The sequence below is a fragment of the Pseudarthrobacter sp. NBSH8 genome (genome assembly GCF_014217545.1).
Lineage (GTDB): Bacteria > Actinomycetota > Actinomycetes > Actinomycetales > Micrococcaceae > Arthrobacter.
In genome coordinates, this window is sequence record NZ_CP043178.1 from 1,554,823 (window position 1) to 1,572,010 (window position 17,188).

The 17,188-nt window shown below is 65.3% G+C and carries 14 protein-coding genes; all 14 read left to right on the forward strand.

Translation table 11 applies throughout. From position 1 onward, the window contains the following. Positions 1-35: 35 nt before the first annotated feature. Positions 36-1,193, forward strand: a complete 1,158-nt coding sequence (gene dinB, locus FYJ92_RS07125) for a DNA polymerase IV (RefSeq protein ID WP_185263712.1) — start codon at positions 36-38, stop codon at positions 1,191-1,193. A gap of 264 nt (positions 1,194-1,457) precedes the next feature. Next, complete coding sequence (locus tag FYJ92_RS07130) at positions 1,458-1,832, forward strand: DUF3040 domain-containing protein (protein WP_185263713.1); 375 nt, start codon at positions 1,458-1,460, stop codon at positions 1,830-1,832. A 465-nt stretch (positions 1,833-2,297) separates the two neighbouring features. Further along, positions 2,298-2,726, forward strand: coding sequence for a division/cell wall cluster transcriptional repressor MraZ (mraZ, locus tag FYJ92_RS07135; RefSeq protein WP_058929387.1), 429 nt, complete (start codon positions 2,298-2,300; stop codon positions 2,724-2,726). Between the two features lie 170 nt (positions 2,727-2,896). Further along, a complete protein-coding gene (gene rsmH / locus FYJ92_RS07140; RefSeq protein WP_185263217.1) occupies positions 2,897-3,889 on the forward strand; it encodes a 16S rRNA (cytosine(1402)-N(4))-methyltransferase RsmH in 993 nt (330 codons plus the stop codon). Beyond that, a complete protein-coding gene (locus FYJ92_RS07145; RefSeq protein WP_185263218.1) occupies positions 3,886-4,539 on the forward strand; it encodes a hypothetical protein in 654 nt (217 codons plus the stop codon). The genes rsmH and FYJ92_RS07145 overlap by 4 nt, the downstream gene beginning before the upstream one ends. Before the next feature lie 46 nt (positions 4,540-4,585). After that, entirely contained in the window at positions 4,586-6,406 is a 1,821-nt protein-coding gene (locus FYJ92_RS07150; RefSeq protein WP_370526195.1) for a peptidoglycan D,D-transpeptidase FtsI family protein, read from the forward strand. A 92-nt stretch (positions 6,407-6,498) separates the two neighbouring features. Then, the gene (locus FYJ92_RS07155) at positions 6,499-8,139 is read left to right on the forward strand and encodes a UDP-N-acetylmuramoyl-L-alanyl-D-glutamate--2,6-diaminopimelate ligase (protein WP_185263219.1); all 1,641 of its coding nucleotides are present in this window, start codon (positions 6,499-6,501) and stop codon (positions 8,137-8,139) included. Between the two features lie 6 nt (positions 8,140-8,145). Beyond that, a complete protein-coding gene (murF, locus tag FYJ92_RS07160) occupies positions 8,146-9,612 on the forward strand; it encodes a UDP-N-acetylmuramoyl-tripeptide--D-alanyl-D-alanine ligase (protein ID WP_185263220.1) in 1,467 nt (488 codons plus the stop codon). Continuing rightward, entirely contained in the window at positions 9,609-10,718 is a 1,110-nt protein-coding gene (gene mraY / locus FYJ92_RS07165; protein ID WP_185263221.1) for a phospho-N-acetylmuramoyl-pentapeptide-transferase, read from the forward strand. Before murF ends, mraY begins: the two co-directional genes overlap by 4 nt. Next, the gene (murD, locus tag FYJ92_RS07170) at positions 10,700-12,277 is read left to right on the forward strand and encodes a UDP-N-acetylmuramoyl-L-alanine--D-glutamate ligase (RefSeq protein WP_185263222.1); all 1,578 of its coding nucleotides are present in this window, start codon (positions 10,700-10,702) and stop codon (positions 12,275-12,277) included. The genes mraY and murD overlap by 19 nt, the downstream gene beginning before the upstream one ends. A gap of 2 nt (positions 12,278-12,279) precedes the next feature. After that, positions 12,280-13,671 carry a putative lipid II flippase FtsW gene (gene ftsW / locus FYJ92_RS07175; RefSeq protein WP_185263223.1) on the forward strand — a complete coding sequence of 464 codons (1,392 nt, stop codon included), beginning with the start codon at positions 12,280-12,282 and terminating at the stop codon, positions 13,669-13,671. A gap of 6 nt (positions 13,672-13,677) precedes the next feature. Beyond that, positions 13,678-14,778 carry an undecaprenyldiphospho-muramoylpentapeptide beta-N-acetylglucosaminyltransferase gene (gene murG / locus FYJ92_RS07180; RefSeq protein WP_185263224.1) on the forward strand — a complete coding sequence of 367 codons (1,101 nt, stop codon included), beginning with the start codon at positions 13,678-13,680 and terminating at the stop codon, positions 14,776-14,778. Continuing rightward, entirely contained in the window at positions 14,775-16,151 is a 1,377-nt protein-coding gene (gene murC / locus FYJ92_RS07185) for a UDP-N-acetylmuramate--L-alanine ligase (RefSeq protein WP_185263225.1), read from the forward strand. Before murG ends, murC begins: the two co-directional genes overlap by 4 nt. Then, positions 16,144-17,073 carry a cell division protein FtsQ/DivIB gene (locus tag FYJ92_RS07190; protein ID WP_185263226.1) on the forward strand — a complete coding sequence of 310 codons (930 nt, stop codon included), beginning with the start codon at positions 16,144-16,146 and terminating at the stop codon, positions 17,071-17,073. The genes murC and FYJ92_RS07190 overlap by 8 nt, the downstream gene beginning before the upstream one ends. The last annotated feature ends 115 nt before the right edge of the window (positions 17,074-17,188 follow it).

Consider the following 17,188-nt stretch of genomic DNA (forward strand, 5'->3'; position numbering starts at 1 on the left):
AAGCGGGTCTTCGTGAGCTCCGGCGTAACTGCATCATGCACGTGGACATGGACGCATTCTTCGTCGCAGTGGAGCTTCGCACCCGGCCAGAACTCCGCGGCAAACCGGTGATCGTCGGGTTCCCTGCGGACCGCTCGGTAGTACTCTCGGCGTCGTATGAAGCCCGGGCCTTCGGAGTGAAGTCCGCCATGCCCATGGTGGTCGCAGCCAGGATGTGCCCCAAGGCCGTCATCATTGAACCGCGCCACAAGCTGTACCACGACGTTTCCGCCCGGCTGATGGAAATCTTCGCGTCCATCACCGATCTGGTGGAGCCGCTGAGCGTCGACGAAGCTTTTCTGGACGTCGGTGGCGCCATCCGGCGGTTGGGGCCCCCGCGCGAAATAGGTGAACTGATCCGGCGCCGGGTGGCTGCCGAATTGGGCATTACAGCCTCCGTGGGCATAGCAGCCAGTAAGTTCGTAGCCAAGATTGCTTCCACGCGTTGCAAACCTGACGGGCTGTTGCAGATCGGACCCGACGAGACAGTGCCCTACCTCCACAGCCTGCCCGTCGGGGCGTTGTGGGGCATCGGCGCCAAGACCGCGGACGTCCTTGCCCGGATGGGCATCAGGACGGTGGCGGACGTGGCTGCCACTCCGGTGTCCTCCCTGAAGAAAATGCTCGGTGCCACCGGTGAACACGTCTACCGCCTGTCGTGGGGGATCGATCCGCGGCCCGTAACCCCCGTGAGGCCTGAGAAGAGCATCGGCGCTGAAGAGACCTTCGCCGTGGATACCGGCGACAACGCCCTGATCGCACGGGAGCTGCTGCGGCTTTCCCACAGGACGGCAGGACGGCTGCGGAGTTCGGGGATGGTGGCACGGACGGTGGCGTTGAAACTCCGGTATGCCGATTTTTCCACCATCACCAGGAGCCGCACTGTCCACGCACCTGTAGACAGTGCCCAACTGATTTATGCCGTGGCCATCCAACTCCTGGAATCGTTGGGGAGCCGGCCCATGACCGTGCGGCTTGTTGGCATCCGGGCCGAGCAGCTGGAAGACGCTGCTCACACGTCCCTTCAGCTGAGCTTTGACCGCCGGGATGACAACTGGCGGGCAGCAGAACAGGCACTGGACGAGGTCAGCCGGAAGTTCGGAAACAAATCGATTCTCCCCGCCAGCCTGCTGGATTCCGGAAACGGGTCTTAGCCGGACGCCGCCACGTTGCGTGTTTGGTTCCGGGAGGTGATGGCCGTCTTTCAGAACGGCCCCCGACAAACTATCCTTATATGTACATAGTTCTCAGTTATTGCCGGACTTCTTGGACATGCTGCAGTTCCGAAGCCCCGCATGCCGGTGTTCGCTTTCCGCCATCGTCGGCGGGGCGGGAACCTCCCGGCCATGCCGGTCGTTATCGAAGCAGTAGTACGGGATGGGACCAGCCCGGACGTTGGCCTACTTAAGGAGGTCGTGATGCCGCTTTCGGAGCACGAACAGAAGCTGCTGGAGCAGCTGGAGAAGCAGCTGCACGAAGACGATCCGAAATTCGCCAATTCCATGGGCTCGGATCCCGGCCGAACGTGGTCCACCCGTCACATCGTGATTGGTGTGCTCTGCACCCTTGCGGGCATCGCCCTGCTCCTGGTCGGGGTCACAGTCCAGAACATCTTTGTCGGTGTCCTGGGCTTCGTAGTTATGGGTGGCGGTGTGTACTTCGCCACAATGCGCAACGCTGCCGGCGGCAAGCAGCGCTCCGCACCTGGTGCAGGTAAGTCCGGAAAGCCCAGGAGTTCATTTATGTCCAGCCTGGAAGAGCGCTGGGACGAGCGCCGCCGCGACGAATCCTAAGGCAGCGCCTGTAAGTCCGGTGCCATGGCCTTAGGTTCAGGCCTGCCCTCCATTTCGCTCCCCACGGTCAGGATGACCGCAGCAGAAGACCCGCCACGGCGGGTCTTCTGCGTTTAACCGCAGCAAGTAGCAGCCGGTGCCCTTTTGCGCGCTCAAAACGACCCCTGCTGCGGCCTGGATGGGCGGCCGGACGCCCGCGGATGCGCCGGCTGGGCCCGTTTTGAGCCTGGCGGCGGCAGGGCACCGCCGTCGGGCACTTATGGTTCCAGCCGATACGGCCACGGACCCTCCACTTCCATCCACCTCCAGCTCGCACGCCATTTGGGGGACAGTGGCCTGAAAGGGGGGAATATTGGCCTGATTCGCGTTGACTGTGGTGGAAAGTGGAGTAATGTGGAGGACATAAGAGGGTAGTTGCAACACAGGGGATATTGCAGTTCCTGACGGCAGACGGGCGGTGGGCCAGTGTTTCTGGGCACACACTCGCCACGTCTGGACGAAAAGGGCCGAATTATCCTCCCCGCGAAGTTCCGTGAGGAGCTTGCCAGCGGACTTGTTCTCACCAGGGGACAGGAACGTTGCATTTACGTCTTCAGTGAGCAGGAATTTGCACGTGTCCACGAGCAAATGCGGGAGGCGCCCATTTCCTCCAAGCAGGCCCGGGACTACATCCGCGTCTTTCTCTCTGGAGCCTCTGACGAGGTACCTGACAAGCAGGGGCGCATAACCATTCCGGCCGCGCTCCGGGAGTACGCAGGCCTCGGCCGGGAACTGGCCGTCATCGGTGCAGGAACCCGGGCCGAGATCTGGGATGCCCAGGCCTGGAACGAGTACCTCGCGGAGAAGGAAACCGCCTTCTCCGAAACCGACGACGCCATTCCGGGAATCCTGTGATCCCCTGAACGGCCCGGCGGAATCGCTTCTTGAACGAGATCTCCAGCCGCCCATCAGACAGTCAACCTGGCCTCACTTCCCCGGAGCCAGGCCGGCAGGATGATAGGCGCGGATGGGGATCTGGCTCAAGAAGCTGCACACCAACACTCACGGCAAGAAAGGACGAAGGCATGAACGATGACCCGAAGCCAACGTCCGAACGCCATGTGCCGGTCCTCAAGGACCGGTGCATTAATTTGTTGGCCCCCGGCTTCGAAGCTGCCCGCCGCCGAGGTGAAACCCCCATCGCCATTGATGCGACCCTCGGCATGGGCGGCCACTCCGAAGCCATGCTGGAGCGTTTCCCTGATCTGCACCTGATCGGCATCGACCGTGACGAGGAAGCCCTGGCGCTGGCAGGGGAGCGGCTGGGGCGCTTTGCTTCCCGGACGGATCTGGTCCACGCCGTCTACGACGAAATCGACGACGTCCTCGAAGACCTGGGTGTCGCGCAGGTCCACGGCATCCTCATGGACCTGGGCGTGTCGTCGCTGCAGCTGGACGAGCGCGAGCGTGGCTTCGCCTACTCCTTCGACGCTCCGCTGGACATGCGGATGGACACCAGCCGCGGGCAGACCGCAGCGGATGTGGTCAACAACTACAGCGAAGAGGATCTCGTCAGGATCATCCGGAAGTGGGGCGAGGAGAAGTTCGCTGGCCGGATCGCCAACAGGATTGTCGCGGCAAGGACTGCCAAGCCTTTCGCCACCACGGGGGAACTGGTGGAACAGATCCGCTCCGTGGTTCCGGCCGCAGCCGCCAAATCGGGCGGCCACCCCGCCAAACGGACATTCCAGGCACTGCGCATCGAAGTCAATGAGGAGCTGGACGTGCTGGAGCGCGCCGTTCCGGCAGCCGTGGCAGCAACGGCCCTGGGCGGACGCATCGTGGTCATGTCCTACCACTCCCTCGAAGACAAGATCGTCAAGTCATTTTTCCAGGCCGGCTCCAAGTCCTCCGCGCCGCTCGGATTTCCGGTGGAACTTGAGGAACACAAGGCCTTCCTCAAAACCCTGACCAAGGGCACCGAGGTACCCACCGCCGTCGAGATTGCAGAAAATCCACGCGCGGCCTCCGCCAGGTTGCGGGCCGTGGAACGTATCAGAGCCAGGAGAGAAGCATGAGCACTGCCGCCGTCAAGAACTTTCCGGTCGTCTCCGGCAGCAGCGCCCCGGCGATCAGGTCGCTTCCGTCTGGCGCTGGCCGCAGGGAACGCACACCTCTGTCTGTGGTCCGTTCCGCCCCCAAGAAGCGCCGGGCGCCGTTTGTCGTCATGTGTTTTGCCCTGCTCGCTGTTGCGCTCGTCACCGTGCTGGTCCTGAACATCTCCGTCTCCACCTCCCAGTACCAGCTGGTGGAACTGAGGGGTAAGCAGAGCACGCTGACCAAGCAGAACCAGGACCTGACACAGCAGGTCCAAAACTTCGAGGCTCCCCAGAACCTGGCAGCTAAAGCCTCAGACCTGGGAATGGTCGCTTCGACGGTCAAAGGCCAGATCGATCTCTCCACCCTTGCCGTTACGGGCAAGGCAACTCCGGCTGTGAAGGGTGGCGCGGCTGGAGCTGTCATCCCTGCCCCGGCCGTCGAGGGAATGCTCATTGTGGTTCCCCCGGCAACGTCTGGGGAGCCGCTGGCGAACCGTAAACCGGCTACCGAGGAACCGGCACCTGCCGCGGCGGCCCCGCCGGTTGAAGCACCCGCTCCGCCGGCACCTGCCGTGGAGCTCCACGGCGGTTCGGTGCCGGCACCCGAACAGAAGGTGCCCGGGCTCTAACCGGTAGCCGCTGAAAGACAGCCAGTCGGGCACTAAACAGGCAACAATGGCGAGCAGCAAGGGAATCACGGTGGCGCAGAGGACCGGCAAGGCAAATAGCGGTAAGGCCCCTAACGCCACAAAACGGCTGCGCCTCGGCCTGGGCATTATGCTGACGCTGCTGTTAGTGGTGGGCGGCAAGCTCTTCTTCGTCCAAGGGCTCGACGTCGGCGGGATGGCCGCCGCTGCGCTCGATTACCGGATGCGCGCGACTTCGCTCCCCGCCGAACGCGGCAGCATCCTGGACGCCGCCGGGACAGTCCTGGCGAACAGCGTGATCCGCTACAACATTGTGGTGGACCAGACCACCAACACAAAGACCGATAAGTTCTGGCGCCTGGAGGAAGGCGCCGACAAGCTGGTTGAAGTCAGCCGGGAGCAGGGCATCAGCGAACTCGCGGCTGTCCTGGGCATGGACACTGAAGACCTCAGGAACGCCGTTACGGGCGAATCGAAGTACCACATCGTCGCTAAGGACCTGAAACCAGACGTTGAGCTCAGGGTCTCGGATCTTAGTATTCCCGGCATCGTCACCGAGGGCGTCAGTAAACGCGTGTACCCCAACGGTTCCGTGGCCGGGGGCATTATCGGCTTCCTCCAGGACGGAAGTACCGGCCAGGCGGGGATCGAACAGACCCAGGATGGGCTGCTGCGGGGCAAGGACGGCAAGCGGCTTTTCGAGATCGGCGCGGACGGTCTTCGGATTCCCGTCGGCGTGGATGAGCTGACACCCCCGGAGGACGGCAAGGACGTGAAGCTCACCCTCAATTCCGATCTCCAGTATTTCGCCCAGCAAGCCATCCAGAGCCAGTCGGATAAGCTCGGCGCCGAGTGGGGTGTCATCATCGTGATGGACGCCAAGACCGGCAACCTGATCGCGATGGCCGACACCAACGCGCCGGACCCGAACGATCCCGGCCGGGTGGCCGCCAAGGACCGCGGCGTGCGCTCCGTGACTGCTGCGTACGAGCCCGGATCGGTACAGAAGATGATCACCGCGGCCGCCCTGATTGAGGAAGGAAAATCCAGCCCGCTGGACACCTTCACGCTCGGCCCGTCGTACACGGTGGACGGCCAGACGTTCACGGACTCCTTTACCCATGGCACAGAAGAGCGCACGCTCGCCGGCATCCTGGGTTGGTCCATGAACACCGGCACCGTGGCGGCCGGCTCCCGGCTCACCAAGGACCAAAGGCACGACTGGCTGAAGAAATTCGGCATCGGCGAAGCGCCGGACATCGGGCTGCCTGCCACCGCGTCCGGCATTCTTACCCCGGCAGACCAATGGGACGGACGCCAGGAGTACACAGTGCTTTTCGGCCAGGGCGTGGCGCAGTCGACGCTGCAGACGGTCCGCGCTTTCCAGACGATCGCCAACAATGGTGTGATGCTCCAGCCGCGCCTGATTGATGCGTACGTTTCACCGGACGGAACAGAAGAGGCGGTTGCCCCGCAGCCTTCCCGCCAGGTGGTGTCTGACGGGACGGCGCAACAGGTCCAGGACATCCTGGAAAGCGCGGTGACCGAAGGCCAGATCAAGGACGCCGCGATCGACGGGTACCGGGTGGGGGCAAAGACCGGAACGTCTGAATCTCCATGCGACGACGGGAAGTCAGGGTTCTGCGGCTACACCGCTTCCATCGTGGGGATGGCACCGATGGACGACCCGCGGTTTATTGTTGAGGTGGTACTGCAACGTCCGAAGGGCAGCATCTACGGCATCACGCAGGGGCCGGTGTTCCGTTCGGTCATGAGCCAGACCCTGCGCACCTACAACGTCCAGCCGTCCACGGGTGAACCGGCCAGGTTGCCGCAGTACGCCAAGTAGCATCAAGCCAGGCAGCAGTTCCCCCCCCGACGCCCGCAGCGGAAGCAGTATCCCGCGGGCATGATCCACTAGCACCACCATCGGAGATTCCCTTGTCAGACCAGAACGCATCAGCCAGCAACGCGGGGCCGGCAGGGGAACCAGCCCCCGCGCGGTTCAGGCCTACGGCCGTTGCTGCGGTCCGCCTGGACGCGATCGGAGACGCGATCGGTGTGCAGGTCCCGGGTGCCTCCGCTGCCGTCAGTGTCATGGGAATTTCACTGAACTCGCGAACCGTGGAACCGGGAGACCTCTACGTGGCGCTGCCCGGCGCCTCCCGCCATGGCGCTGACTTCGTTTCGCAGGCGGTCGGCAGGGGAGCGGCGGCGGTCCTGACAGACGACGCCGGCGCCCGCCTTCTCGCGCTGTCAGAGGACACTGCCGTTCCCGTCCTCGTGGTGGACGGACCGCGCAACGTGGTGGGGCCGCTGTCCGCCATGATCTACCAGAGCCAACCAACAGCCGGGCGGACGCCGCGCTTGTACGGTGTGACGGGAACCAACGGCAAGACCACCACCACGTACTTCATTAACGCCCTGCTCCGTGCGCTCGGGCAGCAGACCGGCCTGATCGGAACCATCGAAATCCTGGCCGGCGGAGAGCCGGTTCCCAGCCTCCTGACCACACCCGAGTCACCGGATCTCCACGGCTTGCTCGCCCTCATGCGGGAACGGGGGCTGGACGCCGCGTCCATGGAAGTCTCCTCCCACGCCGTATCCTTCCAGCGGGTGGACGGCGTCCTCTTCGACGTTGCCGGTTTCACGAACCTGACGCAGGACCATCTGGACCTGCACGGCACCATGGAGGACTACTTCGCCACCAAGGCGGAACTGTTCACACCGGGCCGTGCCCGCCGGGCTGTGGTGACGGTCGACGACGAATGGGGCCGCAGGCTTGCCGCCACGGCACCGATCCCGGTCACCACACTCTCGATGGCACCCGGCGCAGCTCCCACCGACTGGACGGTCACCGCCACGGCCGCGCGGGGGCTGGGTACCGACTTCAGCCTCGAGGGACCCGACGGCGTCACCCTGAACGTACACACCGGCCTGCCTGGCGCTTTCAACGTCGCCAACGCCGCGCTGGCCACGGTAATGGTCATCGCCAGCGGAATGGACGCCGCTACCGTGCAGGCCGGCCTGGACCACCACGACCCCTTCACCGTGGCCGTTCCGGGACGCATGCAGCTCGTCTCCGAGGAACCGGCGGCTGTGGTGGATTTCGCCCACAACACGGATGCCCTGGCACGCGCACTGGAAGCAGTCAGGTCACCGCTTCCGGGCTCCCGGGTGATCGTGGTTTTCGGAGCCACAGGACAGCGCGACCAGGGCAAGCGACCCGCCATGGGGGCCGTCGCCGCGAAGATGGCCGATATCGTCATCGTCACGGATGACGACCCCCACGACGAGGACCCTGCGGCCATCAGGGCAGATGTGCTGGCGGGCGCACGGTCAGCCCGCGAACAGGAATCACCAGAGTGTGTCATCGAAGAGGTTTATCCCCGCGCCGCCGCCATCCGACGGGCCGTTGAACTGGCAGGTCCGAGCGACACCATCCTGGTGGCAGGCCGGGGGCATGAGGTCTGGCAGGAAGTCAAGGGCGTCAACCTGGCGCTCGACGACCGGGTGGAACTGCGGAACGCCTTGACAGCCAGGGGATTCACCGTTCTTCGAGACGACCGGATAGAGTCCTAGACCGAGATGATTGCACTTACTGCGGCGGAAATCGCCGATATCACACACGGCCGCCTGGACGCCGATCCGGGGATTGCACCCCTGTCAGTGGTCACTGATTCGCGGGAGGCTGCCCCCGGGTCCTTGTACGTGGCGAAACCCGGCGAGCACGCCGACGGCCACGACTTCGTTGCCGCGGCCGTCAGCCGCGGCGCGGTGCTGGTTCTGGCTGAGCGCCCCGTGACGGGGCCGGATGGCGTTAACTATCCGGCTGTCCTGGTCGATGATGTCGTGCTGGCCATGGGCGCACTGGCATCCGAAGCGGTACGTCGGATCCGGCTGGCCCGGTCTGCTGCAGGTGAGGCCCTGACCGTCATCGGGATCACCGGTTCCGCCGGGAAAACCACTACTAAGGACCTCCTCGCCGGCATCCTCACCGAGCAGGGCGCCACCGTTGCCCCGCAAGGGTCCTACAACGGCGAGGTGGGCGTGCCCCTGACGGTCTTCCGGGCCGACACCCAAACGCGGTATCTGGTGATCGAGATGGGCGCCACGGGCATCGGGCACATCCGCTACCTGGCCAACATGGTGAAGCCTGACATCGGCGTCGTCCTGGGCGTCGGCACTGCCCACGCCGGAGAGTTCGGCGGCGTGGACAACATTGCCCGGGCCAAGGGCGAGCTGGTGGAGGCCCTCACGGCCGGCGGCACTGCCGTCATCAACCTCGACGACGACCGCGTCGCCGCCATGCGCAGCCGCACCGGCGCCAGCGTGCTGGGCTTCTCGGCCGAAGGGCGCCCTGACGCGACCGTTCGGGCCCTGAATCCGGACACTAACGCCCAGGGCAACCCGGAATTCGAGCTCGTCCTGCCCGGCGGTGAAACAGGCGTGCACGTCAGCAGCCGCCTCATCGGCGCCCACCACACAGGCAACCTCCTCGCCGCAGCAGCTGCCGCGCACGCGGCCGGAGTTTCCGGCAAGGACATCGCCGCATCGCTGAGCACACAGTCAGCAGCAAGCCGTTGGCGGATGGAACGCACGGAACGTGCTGACGGAGTGACCGTCATCAACGACGCCTACAATGCGAACCCGGAGTCCATGCGGGCGGCCCTGCGCACCCTGGCCGACCTGGGCCGCGGGCGCCGCACCTGGGCGGTCCTGGGCGCCATGCTGGAACTGGGACCTGATTCAATCCGTGAACACACTGTTGTGGGCACCCAGGTGGTCCGCCTGAACATTTCCCGGCTGGTCGTCGTCGGCCGCGAAGCCCGCGCACTTTACGTTTCCGCCGTCCAGGAGGGTTCCTGGGGCGACGAATGTGTATTTGCCGAAACCGCCGAGGACGCATACGCGCTTCTGAACGCCGAGCTTCAACCCGGTGACCTGGTGCTTTTCAAGTCGTCCAACAGCGTTGGACTGCGGCACCTGGGCGATCGGATAGCATTACCCCCACAATCCACCGAACCCACCGATGAAGGGAGCGAACTGCTGTGATTGCACTCTTGATCGGCGCAGGACTTGCCCTGCTGTTTGCCTTGGTGGGAACGCCGCTGTTTATCCGCTTGCTTGTCCGCAAGAGCTACGGCCAATTCATTCGTGATGACGGACCCACCTCCCACCACACTAAACGCGGTACTCCCACCATGGGCGGCACCGTGGTGGTGGGCGCGGTCCTGCTCAGCTATGGCCTGACCCACCTGATTATGTGGATGATGAACCCGGATTCGGCAGGCCCCTCCGCCTCGGCCCTGATCCTGTTGTTCCTGATGGTCGGCATGGGGCTGGTGGGCTTCCTGGACGATTTCATCAAGATCTCGCGGCAGCGGAGCCTTGGCCTCGATGCGAAGGCCAAGCTCATCCTCCAGGCTGCCGTGGGAATAGTCTTCGCTATCCTGGCGCTGAACTTTCCCGATGCGGACGGCCTGACGCCGGCCTCGACCAAAATTTCCCTGGTCCGTGACATTCCCTGGCTGGATCTGGCTTTCGCCGGCACGGTGGTCGGCGCGATCCTCTTTGTGTTGTGGTCCAACCTGATCGTCACCGCCGCGACCAACGGCGTGAACCTCACTGACGGACTGGACGGGCTAGCGGCCGGTGCGTCGGTCATGGTGTTCGGTGCCTACACGCTGATGGGCATCTGGCAGAACAACCAGGGCTGCGGGTCACCGCGCGAGACCGGCAGCGGCTGCTACTCCGTCCGGGACCCCCTGGACCTGGCGCTCCTGGCCGCTATCCTGAGCGCAGCCTTGGTGGGGTTCCTCTGGTGGAACACGTCCCCGGCGAAGATCTTTATGGGCGACACCGGGTCATTGGCCATCGGCGGCGCGATCGCAGGCTTTGCCATCCTCTCGCGCACGGAACTGTTGCTGGGAATCATCGGCGGCCTGTTCGTCCTGATCACGCTGTCCGTGATCATCCAGGTGGGCTACTTCAAAGCCACCGGCGGGAAACGCGTCTTCAAGATGGCGCCGCTGCAGCACCACTTCGAGCTCAAGGGCTGGGCAGAAGTCACGGTGGTGGTCCGGTTCTGGATCCTGGGCGGGCTCTTCGTGGCCGTGGGCCTGGGTGTCTTCTACGCTGAATGGGTTGTGCTCCTGTGACTGTTTCTCCCCGCCTGCAAAACCTGGTCAGTTGGGATTCGGATTGGGCAGGGCTGCGCGTTGCAGTGACCGGCATCGGAGTGTCCGGGTTCGCCGCTGCAGATACCCTCATCGAACTCGGGGCCCGGGTGGTGGTGGTTGATGCCGCCACCAGCGATACAGCCAAGGCACAGGCCGACACCCTGAAGATCGTCGGTGCCGTGGACGTGCTCCTGGGCGAGGAGGCTGTAAACCGGATCCCTAAAATCGATGGCGGCTTCCCCGAACTCATCGTGACCTCCCCGGGCTGGCGTCCCGACCAGGCGCTCCTGGCAGCCGCTGCACGTGCGCACATTCCGGTCTGGGGCGACGTCGAGCTTGCCTGGCGCCTGCGCGTCCGGGCCGGGCACAAAACCGCTGATTGGCTGGCCATCACCGGCACCAACGGCAAAACCACCACGGTGGGCCTGACCGCGTCGATGCTGCAGGCTGCCGGACTTAAAGCCATCGCGGTGGGCAACGTGGGCACCCCCATCCTGGACGCCCTCCGCGACCCCGTGGAGTACGACGCCTTCGCCGTTGAACTTTCCAGTTTCCAGCTGCACTGGGCTGAATCGCTGTCGCCGGTGGCCAGCGTCTGCCTGAATGTTGCCGAGGACCACGTTGACTGGCATGGATCCTACAGTTCCTACCTCGCGGACAAAGCAAAGGTCTACGCGCGGACCCAGAAGGCGTGCATCTTCAACGCGGAGCAGATCGAGACCGAACGGATGGTTGAAGACGCCGACGTCGTCGACGGCTGCCGTGCCGTCGGGGTCACCACGCTCACCCCGGCCATCAGCATGCTCGGCGTGGTGGAGGGCCTGCTGGTGGACCGTGCGTTTATCGAGGAACGCAAGGACAGCGCAGCCGAGCTGGCCTCGATGAGCGACCTGGGCCAGTTTGCGCCCCGGCACATGGTGGCCAACGCTCTTGCGGCGGCTGCCCTGGTCCGGGCCTACGGTGTGGATGCGAAGGCAGTGCGCCAGGGAATCCAGGACTATGTGCCCGGCAACCATCGCATCCAGCCGGTCGCCAAGCAGGACGGCGTGCTCTGGGTCAACGATTCCAAGGCCACCAACCCACACGCAGCAGCAGCTTCACTGGCCACCTTTGAGAACGTCATCTGGATCGCGGGCGGCCTGTCCAAGGGCGTCAGCTACGACCACCTGGTCCGGGACCACGCGGCCCGGCTCAAGGCCGTGGTGCTCATCGGCACGGATACCGCCGCGCTGGCGGACGCCTTGCAGCGACACGCGCCGGATGTCCAAGTGATTACGACGCCGGCGGGCGACACTGAAAATATGCAGACTGCCGCAACGGGCGGGGCCACCACGGGCAGCTCGCCGGATTCCGGTGCGGCCGTGATGTCCCGGGCCGTTGCGTCAGCGGCGCAGCTGGCTGCATCAGGCGACACCGTGCTGATGGCCCCGGCAGCTGCTTCCATGGATCAGTTCTCTTCCTATGCTCACCGCGGCGACGCCTTTATTGAAGCTGTCCGCGAGCTGGTGGAAGGGCAGGCCCAGACCGGCGAGGAGTAACAATGGTCAGCACGCCCACCCGGTCGCCGGACTCACGGCCGCACTCCGGGAAAACCGCTTCGCCCTTAAAGTCCACCATCACCCTGCCGGACCGGATCCGGGGCATGTACCGGGCCTTCTGGTCGATGCTGGAAGGAACCGGTACTTCCAAGAACGGCTCAACGTATTACCTGATCCTTGGTTCCACGCTGGCCCTGACCGCAATCGGCATCATGATGGTGCTGTCGGCCTCAAGCGTCGAATCCATCGCTGCCGGAAAATCGCCGTACGGCGACGCCCTCAAGCAGGGTATGTTCGCGGCCATCGGCATTTTCACCATGTTTGTCCTCTCGCGGATCAACGTGGCCTGGCTGAAGCGCCTGGCCTGGCCCGGCCTGGGCGTGGCCCTTCTCCTCCTGGTCCTGGTGCAGCTGATCGGTGACGAAGTCAACGGAAACAAGAACTGGATCGACCTCGGCGGCGTCACCTTCCAGCCGTCCGAGGCGTCCAAGCTGACACTGGCGCTGTGGATGGCCACAGTCCTGGCCAGGAAAGGGAAGCTGCTGCGGCGCTGGCTCCACGTGCTGATCCCGGCCGTGCCGCTCGCGGGTGCGGTGATCGGCCTGGTCCTGCTGGGCAATGACCTGGGGACAGCCATGATCATCATGATGATCACCGCCGCCGCCCTCTTCTTCGCCGGAGTACCGCTGTACCTGTTCGGGTTCGCCGCCCTGGCAGCCGCAGCCGGCACAGCTGTCATGGCCATCACCAGCTCAAACCGCATGTGCCGCATCACCTCGTGGTGGACCGGCCAGTCCTGTGCCGACGGCATTGACGCCAACTACCAGGCCACCAACGGGCTCTACGGGCTCGCCTCCGGAGGCTGGTTCGGCGTCGGCCTCGGCCAAAGCCGGCAGAAGTACAGCTGGATCCCGGAAGCCCACAACGACTTCATTTTCGCCATTATCGGCGAGGAACTCGGCCTCGTGGGCACCGTCGTCGTGCTTGTCCTCTTTGCCATCCTCGGGGCCGCCATCTACCGCGTAGTGGTGGCTCAGGCAGACATGTTCCACCGGGTCCTGGCGGGCACCATCATGGTGTGGCTGCTGGGGCAGGCGACGGTCAACATGGCCGTGGTGACAGGGCTGATGCCTGTGATCGGCGTGCCGCTGCCGTTCATTTCCTACGGCGGTTCGGCACTTCTGATGTCGCTCTGCGCCGTGGGGGTGGTGCTGTCGCTCGCCCGCGATCAGATGGCGCCGGCCCTCCGGCCGAAGAAACTGCTCAATTTCGGCGCCCGGAAGGCCGGGGGAGTCCCTGGCCGAACAGTTCCCGGCCGCAAAACAACAGGCACCAACACCGCCGGCCGCAAAAAAACCGCCGGCCCCAAAACAACCGCAAGAAAGCGTACGTAGCTCCAGATGACTTCCCAGAACCTGTCCATTGTCCTGGCGGGCGGCGGAACCGCCGGCCACATCAGCCCCCTGCTGGCCATCGCGGCCGCCCTGCGTGCGGCTGCGCCCGGTGCCAGGCTGCTCGCCGTGGGCACACCTGCCGGCATGGAAACCCGGCTGGTGCCCGCCGCCGGCCTGGAACTGGCCACCATCGACCGCGTGCCGTTTCCGCGGAAACCTTCCGTTGACCTGCTCAGGCTGCCTGCACGGCTGGCCGGGGCGGTCAGGCAGTCGGGACGCATCCTCGATGAAGCCTCGGCCGACGTCCTGGTGGGTGTCGGCGGCTACGTCTGCACACCGCTGTACCTCGCCGCCCGGCGCCGGGGCATCCCCATCGTGATCCACGAAGCCAACACCAGGCCAGGACTGGCCAACCGGGTGGGATCGTTCCTGACACGCCACGTGGCCACCGCGTTCGACACCACGCGCCTGCGCCACGCCCGCCATGTGGGCATGCCCATGCGGACCGAAATCTCCAGCCTGGACCGGGGCGCTGCCCGGGCCGCCGCCCGCGAAGCCCTGGGCCTGGATCCCACCTCGCCCACCCTGATTGTGACCGGCGGTTCCTCCGGGGCCCAAAGCATCAACCGTGGGGTGGCCGCCGCCGTCCAGGACCTTGGCGCGGCAGGAATCCAGACCTTCCACATCACCGGCCGCGGCAAGACGGTTTTGGGTCCCGACGGCGGCCCCCTCGCGGTACCGGGCTATCGGCAGGTGGAATACGTGGACGGCATGGAGCAGGTGTACGCCGCCGCGGATGTGCTGCTTGCGCGGTCCGGCGCAGCCACCGTCTGCGAAGTGGCCGCCGTCGGAGTGCCTGCGGTGTTTGTCCCGCTGCCAATCGGCAACGGGGAACAGGCGCTCAACGCGGCGGGGCTCGTGAACGCCGGCGGCGCACTTCTGGTCCCGGATAAGGACTTCACCGCGAAGTGGGTGGCGAGCCAGCTGATTCCCCTGGTCACCGACCCCGGTCGCCTTGCCACCATGGCCGCCAGCTCGCGCCGCCTTGGCATCAGAAACGCCGATCAGCGCATGGCTGATCTTGTCCTGGAAGCGGTATCCGCATGATCCCCGCAAGCATCCGCAGCCAGGAGTCCCTGGGCCGCGTCCATTTCATCGGCATCGGCGGGGTGGGAATGTCCGCCGTGGCCCGCATTATGGTCGCCCGCGGGGTCGCCGTCAGTGGATCGGACGCGAAGGACCTTCCGGTCATGGCGGAGCTGGCAGCCGCCGGCGCGAGGATCGCCGTGGGATACGCCACAGCCAACCTGGGCGATGCCCAGACCGTGGTGGCCGGCTCGGCGATCCGTGCGGACAACCCCGAACTCGTGGCCGCGCGTGCGGCCGGCCTGCCGGTGCTGCACCGCTCGGAGGCGCTGGCGGCCACCATGGGGGACGACCTCGTGGTGACTGTGGCAGGTACCCACGGAAAGTCCACCACCACCTCCATGATCACCGTCCTGCTCCAGGGTGCCGGGGTGGATCCGTCGTTTGCCATTGGCGCCAACGTGCCTGCGCTCGGCGTCAATGCCGCCCACGGCACCTCACCGGTCTTTGTGGCCGAAGCGGACGAATCCGACGGGTCCTTCCTGAACTACAGGCCCAGGATTGCCGTGGTTACCAATGTCGAGCCCGACCATCTGGACCACTATGGCACCGCCGAGGCCGTCTACGAGTCCTTCGACCGCTTTACGGCGCTGCTCCCGGCCGACGGGGTCCTGATTGCCTGCGCCGATGACGCGGGTGCCGCGGCCCTCGCAGAGCGCACGCTCGCGCGCGGCAATACCCGGGTGGTGTTGTACGGCACCTCGGGCGGGTCGGACCTGGTACTGCACGACGCCGGCCCGGGGGACGTTGCGGTCTCCTCACCCGCCGGACGGTTCGCCCTGGACCTGCAGGTCCCGGGCCGACACAACGCGCTGAACGCCGCCGCCGCCGTAGCCGTCGCGCTGGAGCTGGGGGTCGACGCCGAAGCTGCCGCAGGTGCCCTGGCGCATTTCTCGGGCGCTTCCCGGCGCTTTGAACTGAAAGGGGAGGTGCGCGGCGTGCGCGTCTATGACGACTATGCCCACCATCCCACCGAGGTCCGGGCCGCCCTGACGGCTGCCCGGTCCGTGGCCGGCGGGCACCGCGTCCATGTCCTGTTCCAGCCGCACCTGTTCTCCCGCACCAGGGAGTTTGCCAAGGAGTTCGCGGCAGCGCTGAACCTTGCCGACACCGCCCTGGTCCTGGACATCTACCCCGCGCGCGAAGATCCCATCCCAGGCGTCACCAGCCAGCTCATCGCCGAACATCTGGCCGCCGGCGGACGGCTGGTGGAGTCGGGCAGAGCGGTCGCTGCCCTTACGGACGTGGCCGGTCCCGGCGACATCATCCTGACCGTCGGGGCAGGGGACGTGACGGCCTACGGGCCGCAGATAGTGCAGGCCCTCGGTGGGTAGTCCGCGCCGGCCTACCTACGCTTCACCGGGCAGGCGGCAGCCACCCGCGCCAGCGGAACCGGAGGTCATCTCGGCGTCCAAAAACGCCCCGGAAGCGGATACGCCCTGTTTGCCTGGCCGCAAGAAAGTGAAGGACGCCGGCCGCAAGCGGTCAGCGGACGAGGCGCCAGCGGGCCCTGACAAGGCACCGGCAGGCACTGACAATGTGCTGGTATTCCCGGAGCCGCCCGGAAAGCGCCGCAAACGGAACATCCTGGTGACGCTGGGCATTGTCTTGGCGCTGGTCTGCGCGCTGCTGGCCGCCGCAATCTTCTCGCCGGTCCTTGCCGTAGGCACTGTATCGGTGTCCGGGACGCGGCTCGTCACGACGGAGCAGGTCCAGGCCGCGCTGGAACCGCTGAAGGGCAAGCCCCTGCCCCAGATCAGCGATGAGGAGGTCAGCCGCCTCCTGGCGCCCCTCGTTCAGATTAAATCCGTCTCAACCCAGGCGCGGCCGCCGTCAGGATTGGTGGTCCAGGTGCTGGAGCGGATTCCGGTGGCACTGGTCAAGCAGGGGGAGCAGTACCAGTTGGTGGATGTGGACGGCGTGGTGCTGGCCAGCCCCGCGGACCCGGCCGGGGTTGCCCTGCCCGTGATCGACGGCGGCGCCGGAGCCATCGGCAAGGACCTTTTCCAGGCCACTGCAACGGTCCTCGGTGCACTCCCGCTGGACGTGCTGTCGAGGCTGTCCAACGCATCCGCGCAGTCCGTGGATGCCGTGGAGCTCAAATTGGTGGACGGCCAGACCATCATTTGGGGGAATGCGGGGGAGAAGGAGCTCAAGGCCAAGGTGCTTGAAGCCTTGCTCAAGGTTCCCGCAGACCCGAAGAACCCCGTCCGTGTGTACGATGTGAGCGCGCCACGGCATCCGGTGACGCGGTGAACGCTTTATTTACCCGGTATTCCCGCGACACGCGGCTCCGGTTATTGAATGTCCGAACCATAGGAAATAGCGTTCCAACATGAGTTACTTGACATAACTATAACCTTCAACTCGA